We start from the raw sequence: 8,079 nt of genomic DNA on the forward strand, positions 1-8,079 counted from the left end.
CCCGCTCTTCCTCTCGCGGACGCTCGGGTGGGGCCGGGCCCGGCGACCCCTCGGCGTGGCGCCTGCAGGCGGTGCGGTCCCTCGGGGACCGCACGGCTGACACACCCTCACCACGAGCATCAACTCATAGCGTTCTGCGCCGAGTTGAGAATGGGGAGCGTCGCGGCGGGCACCAGGCGACCATGGGAGAAGACACCGAGAACAGACCCTCGCCGCCCCACCGGACAAGGAATCGCTCCGGAAGGAGGTGGCACCTCGTCACCGTCACCCTGCTCGTGCTCGCCGTCGCCCTCATGCTGATCGGCCAGTTCCTCGGGGTCCCCGGCCTGGACGTCTTCGGGACGCAGGTGAAGGACCGCTCCGGTCCCGCCGTCCTGAAGTCCGTCCAGGACCTGAGCCGGTACGAGGGCGCGGCGGGGACCTACCAGGTGGTGGTCGACCTGGAGCACGACGCGCGGTTCCTGCCGGACTCGATCCGCGGCACCCGCACCCTCTACGTGGCGACCGGCAGCGTCGGCGCCTACGTCGAACTGGGCCGCCTCGGGGACGACGCCGTGACCGTCGACGCGGATCGGACCGAGGCCACCCTGCGCCTGCCGCACGCCAGGACGGCCGCTCCCGCGCTCGATCCCGAGCGCTCGTACGCCGTGTCCAAGCAGCGCGGTCTGCTTGACCGGCTGGGCGACCTCTTCTCGGACAACCCCGCGAGCGAGCAGGCCGTCAACGTCCTCGCCGCCCGGCGGATCAGCGACGCCGCCCGCGAGTCGGGGCTGACGTCCCGCGCGGAGCGGAACACGACCGAGATGCTTCAGAAACTCCTGCACGGCCTCGGCTTCGAACGGGTGACGGTCACCTACGCATGAGCGGGATCCGTGCGAGCCGCTCCCTGGAGACGCGCCGATCAGCGCAGGAGACGTCCCGGAAGCACCTCTTGGCCTCCCCGGACGCGGCTCCCGCACGGACGTCGCCGACGTGAGGAGCAGCTAAAGGGGTTCCGTCGTGCCGGCTGTACGCGCGTGAGAGGCCGGCCTCCGCTGCTGTGCGCGGGGGCCGGCCTCGCTCGTGCGGGCGTGGGGTCAGCTTCCGCTCGTGTGACGCGTGCGGACCCACAGGGGCAGGGCGAACCAGCAGACCAGGTACCAGACGAGGACTCCGGAGACCAGCCAGGGCACGTACGGGTCGTGCGTCGCCACCCTCAGGATGAGGAACAGCGCGGCCGTCAACGTCGCGAGGAGGAGCAGGATGCCGGTGAAGGTGAGCCGGGAGGCCCAGACGACGGCCTGGGGCTTGACCCTGCGTCCGGACACGATCCGGTGGACGGAGACAGGGCCGATCAGCGCACCCGTCGCCAGTGAGCCGAGGACGACGGTGACCAGGTAGATCGTCTTGTCGGTCTGCTCCAGATCGTGGAAGAGCGGAGTGAACACCACGGTGAGGAGGAAGCCGAGAAGGATCTGGACGCCGGTCTGGGCGACCCGTATCTCCTGGAGGAGCTCCTGCCAGCGCCGGTCCGCGCGCTCCTCCTCGGTCTCGCCCCGCCCGTCCGCGCCGGTGCCCGGCCCCCCGGCGTTCCCCCCGCGCCGCGCCTCTCCCTGCTCGTCCTTCGGCGTGGCACCGCCGTTTCGTCCGTCCATGAAGATCCTCTCTCAGGAGTGTCCCTGTGCCCCGGTGGCAGGAACCCACGGCCCGCGCGAACACGCAGCACGAGGACAACCGGGTCCACGTCACCCGCTGGGACTTCGGACCCGGTCGGTCCACCGGCCGCCACGTCCACGCGTACGACTACGTCGTCAACGCCGGCACCGCCCCGCCGGCCTTCGTCGAGATCGAGCTGAAGCAGGGAGCGCCGGTCTCCGAACCTCGGTGCCGCAGGTGCGACGCCCGTGCGTCGCACCTGCGGCGTACCCTCAGACCGATCCGCGCCAGGCGCCCGTCTCCTGGCCGCCCCGCTCCTCGATGAACGACTTGAACCGCTTGAGGTCGCCGGTCATCTTCCGCTTGACGAACCCGAGCTTGTCGCCGACCTGCTCCGTCAGTCCCTCGGGGGCGAAGTCCATCTGGAGCATGACCTTCGTCCGGGTCTCGTCAAGACGGTGGAACGTGACCACGCCGGCCTGTCGCACCTCGCCCTCGACCGTCGTCCAGGCGACGCGTTCGTCCGGGATCTGCTCGGTGATGACGGCGTCGAACTCACGCCGCACACCGCCGATCTCCGTGACCCAGTGGGTGAGCGTGTCCGTACGCTGCTCGATCCGCTCCACGCCGTCCATGAAGCGCGGAAACGTCTCGAACTGGGTCCACTGGTCGTACGCGGCGCGGACCGGAACCTCGACCTCTACGGACTCTTCCACCTTCGACATGTCAACACCTTTCTCGTAGACGGGGCTTCCCTCCCCATCGGGGCTGGATCGCCGTGATTCGCCTGACCCGTCCCGCAGGGCTCACACCTTCTCGGCAGCCGCAGAACGCATCCCGTGTCATTCGAGGCGCCTGGGCCCCGGCTCCTCAGACGGCGCCCATGCCGCCCGAGAAGGGCCCGCCGGTGCGGTAGTACTCGCAGATCTCCTCGCGGTACTGCCGGTCGGCGAGGTGCTTGTCGGAGACGAACTCGGGTGCGTCCTTCACCTGTTCCTTCGCCAGGGCGAGGTGGACCGTGTGCTCCTCCCGGTCGACGCGGGTCACCGCGCTCGCCGGGATCAGCACCTCCTTGCCGAAGATCCAGACGCCCGTGTCCACGACCAGATAGGCGTCGTCCACCTCGTCGGAGTGCTTGTCCACCTTGCCGATGTGCCCGTCGGACGCCTCGACCCGCCATCCGGTGAGGTCGGTGCCCGCCAGGTGGCCGGACTCCGTGCTGTAGGACCAGAGACGGTCGGTCATCGCTGTCACTCCTCTGTCGCTTGTGCGTCGTGTACGTCGCGGCACCGAACGTGCGTGCCGCCTCAGAGCAGGTCGCGCCGGTCGTCGGTGACCGTGGGCGCCACGGGCGGGACCCCCATCCGGCGGCGGCGGAGAACGCTCGTGCAGACGGCGGTTCCGAGAAAGCCGACCGCCATCAGGATCAGGCCGACCAGATCGAGGTCGACCGCTTCGACCTCCCAGTCGGAGGCGAAGGTGAGGATGGCGCCGACGGCGATCATGATGATGAACAGCCCCAGACCCATGGTTGCTCCCTCCCATGCGGGTTGGACAGCGTCCGCGTACCCGGGTCTCCGGGGACCATGCCGACCCCGGGCGCGGTCGGAGCGTGTCCTTCCCGGCTCGCCCGGGCAGGCGTTCTCGCTCCTTTCCCTCCCCCTGGGGATGTTCATGGAGCAACAGGGCACGCGTCAGCCACGAGCCCGCGCACGCACCGGCGGGCGGCACACCCGCCGATCGGCCCGTCGGCAGAAGCCGACCACACCCCCGGGAGCACCGATGCAGGTCCGTGCGAGGCCCTTCCGTCCCGACCCCGTACTGACGGCCCACGCCGTCGCCGGACGCTACCGGCTCGACCGTCTCCTGGGCCGCGGCGGCTCGGCCGACGTGTACGAGGCACTGGACCTGCGGCTGCGGCGCCCGGTGGCGGTGAAGGTGTTCCGCCCCGAGGACGCCCGCCGGACCGCGGCGCGGTGCGGCGAGGAGGCCCGGCTCCTGGCGCGCATGCAGCATCCCGGCCTGGTGACGCTCTACGACACGGGCGACGACGAGGGCCGGCCCTATCTGGTGATGCAGCTCGTCCGGGGGACGACGCTACGACGGCGTATGGCCCGCACGGTCCTCACGCACGCCGAGACCTGCCGGTTGGGGGCGGTCCTGGCCTCGGCTCTCGCCCATGTGCACGCCCGTGGGGTCGTCCACCGCGACGTCAAACCGTCGAACATCCTCCTGGACCGCACGGACGCCCCGCACCTGTCGGACTTCGGCATCTCCCGCCGCTTCGACGGGTCCGCGGGCTCCGCGTCCGAGGGCGACGGCACGCTCATCGGGACCGCCTCCTACATGGCACCCGAACAGGCCCTGGGCCGGAACGCGGGACCGGAAGCCGACGTCTACAGCCTCGGCCTGGTGCTCCTCGAAGCGCTGAAGGGCGAGGCGGAGTACGGAGGAGCGCCGCTGGAGGCGGCGCTGGCGCACCTGAACCGCTCTCCGGTGCTTCCGCCGGGTCTTCCGGCGGGGCTCGCCGCCCTGCTGACGGCCATGACCGCCCGGGCCCCCGAGGGCCGGCCCGGTGCGGCCGTCTGCGCCCGCGTCCTCGCCGACCTGCAGAAAACCGGACGCGCCTCCCCGGCTGCCTCCGGGTGTGTCTCCCGGGGCGGACGGGCGGCTCGCCCCGTCTCCGAAGGACCCGCCGGACCGGTCGGCGCACGCGCGTCCGCCCGTTCCCCCCGGGCAAGCCGTTCGGGGCGCCCCGCCGGCGTGCGGGCCGTGGCGACGACCCTGGCCACGCTCGGTCTCACACTGACCGGTTCCCTGGGCGGCTCCCCCGCCGGGGAGGCGGCGGCCCGGCCGGCACCCCAGGAGGTGGCTGCTCCCTCGTCGGAGCCGGCGGACGGTGTCCGGACGATCGCGCCGGCACCACTCGTACCGCATACGGACGACCCCCGCGCGAGCGTCGACCGCTCGCTGTCCGGCGGGGCTCCCGGAACGGACCGCCCGGCCTCGTCCTGACCGCCGGCTTCGGCCTGCTTCAGGAACGGAACTCGTCGGGGCCCGGACGAAGGCCGCTTCCACGTACGGCGGATGCCGGACCGAGTGATCGAGCACGACGAACCGTTCGAGGAGCGGCTCCTACCGGCGGCCCCGGCCCGCACCGGCCCGTTGGTGATGTACCGCCCGGAGGCGGCGACCGTCCTCGTCCGTCCCCCGTACGAGGCGGCCGGCGGGAGCGCCGCCGACAACGAGCGGCCGGAAGCGCTCGCCGGATGCCGTAAGGGCGTGGTCGGTCAGACCAGCAGGACGATCGCCAGCGCGCCCGACGCGTCGACGACGCCGCACCATTCCGACCAGGCGCGGGGGACGACCCAGCCGGTGCGGTGGTGTGAGAGGTCCCAGAGGGCGTGGGCGAACCAGCCGACGGCCACGACGTACAGCGCGGTCCTCCCGTCCAGGAGGAGGACCGCCGCGGCCCACGCGCAGAAGACGACGAGACCGGCGGTCTGGACGGTGAGCGCCCGCCGGTCGCCGAGTTCGCCGCGTACGGCCCCGAAGGCCAGGTAGCACAGCGGCATGACCACGAGGAGGGCAGCGAGGAAGGACGCGGGCGGGAGCCCGTCGGCGAAGGTCGCCAGGGCGAGGGCGAGCGCGAGCCAGGTCGGCCAGCGGTGGGCGAGGAAGCGGATCGTCGTCATGCGACCCACTGTCCGGCGCGAGACCGCTCCGGTCGCCGGTTCGCTCCCGGGATGTCCGCCGTCTTGGGCTGGTCGTCCGTGCGGGCTAGGGTCGGCGCATGGGGGATCGCGCTGAACGGGTGGTGGCCGTCGTCGGTTTCGAGTCGGCCGAACTCCTCGACATCGCCTGCGTCACCACGGGCCTGGCCCTCGCCAACGCGCTCGGGGACCCCGGTACGCCGTACCGCGTGCGGGTGATCGCCCCGGGCGGGGCCTCCATCCGGTGCGGTACCGGACTCACGCTGGCGGGTGTCGAGTCCCTGGAGCGGACGAAGGGGCCGCTGGACACGCTCGTCGTCTCGGGCGGGCTGGGCGTCGAGCGGTTCGCCGCGGACCCCCGCCTCGTCGGCCATGTCCGGCGCCTCAGCCGCGAGAGCCGCCGGGTCGCCTCCGTCTGCACGGGCGCGGCCGTGCTGGCCGCGGCGGGTCTCCTCGACGGCCGACGGGCCACCACCCACTGGCAGTTCGCCCCGTACCTGGCGAACGGATACCCGGATGTGCGGGTGGACCCGGCGCCCCTGTGGATCCGTGACGGCAACGTGTACACGTCGGCCGGCATCACCAGCGCGCTGGACCTGACCCTGGCCTTCATCGAGGAGGACCACGGTCCGGAGCCGGCGCGCCAGGTGGCCCGGCACCTCGTCGTCCACATGCAACGTCCGGGTGATCAGCGCCAGATGAGCGTGTTCACCGCGGCACCGCCACCTCGCGAGGACGTCGTCCGCGTCCTCGTCTCCCACATCGCCGCGCACCCGAACGAGGACCTGAGCACGCCCGCCCTCGCCGCCCGCGCCGGGATGACGCCCCGTCACCTCACCCGGCTCTTCACCCGATGCCTCGGGGAACCGCCCGGCCGGTACGTCCGGGGCGTACGCACGGAGGCGGCCGCCCACCTCCTCCTGTCGAGTTCACTCCCGGTGGCGTCGGTGGCCGCCCGCTGCGGCTTCGGCACTCCGGAGGCCCTGCGCAAGGCGTTCCTGGACCGCTATGGCGTCTCCCCGTCCCGCTACCGCACAGGGGCCGGGCGCTGAGGTGCGTCTTCGCTGTTCAGCGGTTCGGCCGACTGTGCCGAAGCCCGTGCCGCGTCTGCCTAGGGCCTGTCCGGCGGAGGGCTGCCCGCAAGGGTCGGTTTCTCCGGTTGGCGTATGGCGCCGCTGCCGAGCAGGACGCGGGCCCGGACCCGCATCGGCTCGTCGCCGCGCCGGGAAAGCACGGCCAGCTCGTCGACCCGGGCCGTCATGGGGCCGAGGAGGGCCTCCGCCTTGCGGGCGAGGGGGTGCGGGTCCGGGGTCCGGCCGAGGGACAGGTGCGGGGTGAAGCCGTGCGCGTGTGCCCCGCAGAGCGGGAAGCGGAGCTCCAGGGACTCCCGCAGCCGCGCCCAGGGCTCGTGGTCGGCGGCGGCCGGGTCGAGCCAGACGGTGGCGTCCTCGCGGTGTCCGAACCAGTGGACGCCCGCCAGGCGGGCGGTGAACGGCGGCGTCTCGGCGAGCGCCGCGGCGACCAGCGGCAGGGCCCGGGCGAACTCGGCCTCGGGGACGAAACCGAAGAGGACGTTGACGTGCGGCGGCCAGCGGCGGATCTGCCGGTCGTGCTCGCGGCGAATGTGCTGGATCGGCGGCCACAGCTCCGCCGGCGGCAGCCAGGCGACGGCGGTGCGGTTCGTCGGCGGGACGGCGAGGACGTCGCCGGGTGCCGGGGCCGGCACGGGACCGACCTGCCCGACGAGGGTCTCGTCGAGCCGGTCGGCGCCGGAGGCACGGTCCCAGACGACCTGGCCGTCCGCCTCGAAGAACACCACCCGGTGCCAGGGGATCTCCCCGCCCGGTACGAAGTCGCCGAGCGGGACGCGCTTCGGCGGGGCCCCGCGCTCGGCGATCCCCATCACGAACCGCTCGGGGTCGAAGCGCGGGTCCCAGAGCACCCGGTGGTAGATCTCGTCGCTGGTGTGCACGTCAGCACCTGCTCTCGACTATCAGGGTGACGCGCGCCCGGTCGGCCCTGCAAGCCAGTGCTCGGCCCGCCTGCCTCGCTGCGGTCACGGCAGGAGAGCGAAAGACAGCCGAACCGCTGACCGGCGAAGACGTACCTTCTTGCGCCTGGTGCCCGAGTGCGCCCTGCACGATCGCCTCGAAGCTCCGCGACCGCCCCGTCCTGGTCCCCGTCCGGGACCGGAACCGCTCGCATGCGGCCGCTTTCGCCTTCTTCGCGGCCTGTGCCTTCTGTCGGCGGACGTTCTGCGCCTCCTGCTCCGCCTGCCGGCGCGTGGACTCCTGCTGCTCCGCGACGGCGTAGTGAGGCGCCGTCCAGAAAGGGCGCCTGTACGCCTCCCGTGGTTCGCCCGGTCCGTAGACGACGCGTTCCTCGTGCCGGGCCAGACGTCCGTCGGGGATCCGGGCCACCGCGTCGTCCAGCGCCATGTCCTCGACCGGTCTCCATCCGGCGCAGGGTGAGTACCGGGCGATCACACCGCGCACCGTCCGCGGCCCTCCGGCAGCGGCCGAGACATGAAGAGAGGGCACCGCTGCCCTCCACTGGGACTGCCGGCGGGCAGGAGGGCGTCTGGGCGAGGGCGGGCCGGCTCGCCCGGGTCCGCCTCGTCCCGGGCGCGCCCGGGACGAGGCGGCGGGGGATCTGGCGCGGGCGCGGGTCGCGGCGGCCCCCCCGCGGGGGCCCCCCCGGACCGCCCCGCCCCGCGCTGCGCCCCCAACCA

General features: G+C 72.9%; 8 protein-coding genes and 1 pseudogene. 3 read left to right on the top strand and 6 right to left on the bottom strand.

Features of this window, described 5'->3' with window-relative positions; genetic code table 11:
• The first annotated feature begins 293 nt into the window (after positions 1-293).
• Positions 294-863, top strand: a complete 570-nt coding sequence (locus ABZ318_RS38075) for a DUF4230 domain-containing protein (RefSeq protein WP_356907006.1) — start codon at positions 294-296, stop codon at positions 861-863.
• Positions 864-1,076: 213 nt separating this feature from the next.
• Here the strand turns inward: ABZ318_RS38075 and ABZ318_RS38080 are convergent, their stop codons facing one another.
• The 4 genes from ABZ318_RS38080 to ABZ318_RS38095 all read right to left on the bottom strand — a co-directional run bounded on the left by ABZ318_RS38080 (position 1,077) and on the right by ABZ318_RS38095 (position 3,164).
• Positions 1,077-1,634 (bottom strand): DUF6328 family protein, encoded by a 558-nt coding sequence (locus ABZ318_RS38080; protein WP_356907000.1) that lies wholly within the window; start codon positions 1,632-1,634, stop codon positions 1,077-1,079.
• A gap of 273 nt (positions 1,635-1,907) precedes the next feature.
• Entirely contained in the window at positions 1,908-2,360 is a 453-nt protein-coding gene (locus ABZ318_RS38085; RefSeq protein WP_123459358.1) for an SRPBCC family protein, read from the bottom strand.
• Between the two features lie 145 nt (positions 2,361-2,505).
• Positions 2,506-2,880, bottom strand: coding sequence for a PRC-barrel domain containing protein (locus tag ABZ318_RS38090; protein WP_356907001.1), 375 nt, complete (start codon positions 2,878-2,880; stop codon positions 2,506-2,508).
• A gap of 62 nt (positions 2,881-2,942) precedes the next feature.
• Positions 2,943-3,164, bottom strand: a complete 222-nt coding sequence (locus ABZ318_RS38095) for a DUF6458 family protein (RefSeq protein ID WP_356907002.1) — start codon at positions 3,162-3,164, stop codon at positions 2,943-2,945.
• A 253-nt stretch (positions 3,165-3,417) separates the two neighbouring features.
• Here ABZ318_RS38095 and ABZ318_RS38100 point away from each other — a divergent pair, with 253 nt between their 5' ends.
• Positions 3,418-4,650 (top strand): protein kinase, encoded by a 1,233-nt coding sequence (locus ABZ318_RS38100; RefSeq protein WP_356907003.1) that lies wholly within the window; start codon positions 3,418-3,420, stop codon positions 4,648-4,650.
• Positions 4,651-4,925: 275 nt separating this feature from the next.
• Here the strand turns inward: ABZ318_RS38100 and ABZ318_RS38105 are convergent, their stop codons facing one another.
• Positions 4,926-5,330: a hypothetical protein gene (locus ABZ318_RS38105; RefSeq protein ID WP_356907004.1), complete on the bottom strand. Its 405-nt coding sequence runs from the start codon at positions 5,328-5,330 to the stop codon at positions 4,926-4,928.
• 98 nt (positions 5,331-5,428) lie between these two features.
• Between ABZ318_RS38105 and ABZ318_RS38110 the strand changes: the two genes are divergently transcribed.
• Positions 5,429-6,400 (top strand): helix-turn-helix domain-containing protein, encoded by a 972-nt coding sequence (locus ABZ318_RS38110; protein WP_356907005.1) that lies wholly within the window; start codon positions 5,429-5,431, stop codon positions 6,398-6,400.
• A 113-nt stretch (positions 6,401-6,513) separates the two neighbouring features.
• On the opposite strand, the pseudogene ABZ318_RS38115 reads toward ABZ318_RS38110, so the two are convergent.
• Positions 6,514-7,320: pseudogene (locus ABZ318_RS38115) on the bottom strand (RNA repair domain-containing protein); the annotation flags it as partial.
• Positions 7,321-8,079 lie beyond the last annotated feature (759 nt).

The organism is Streptomyces sp. NPDC006197 (assembly GCF_040613865.1).
Lineage (GTDB): Bacteria > Actinomycetota > Actinomycetes > Streptomycetales > Streptomycetaceae > Streptomyces.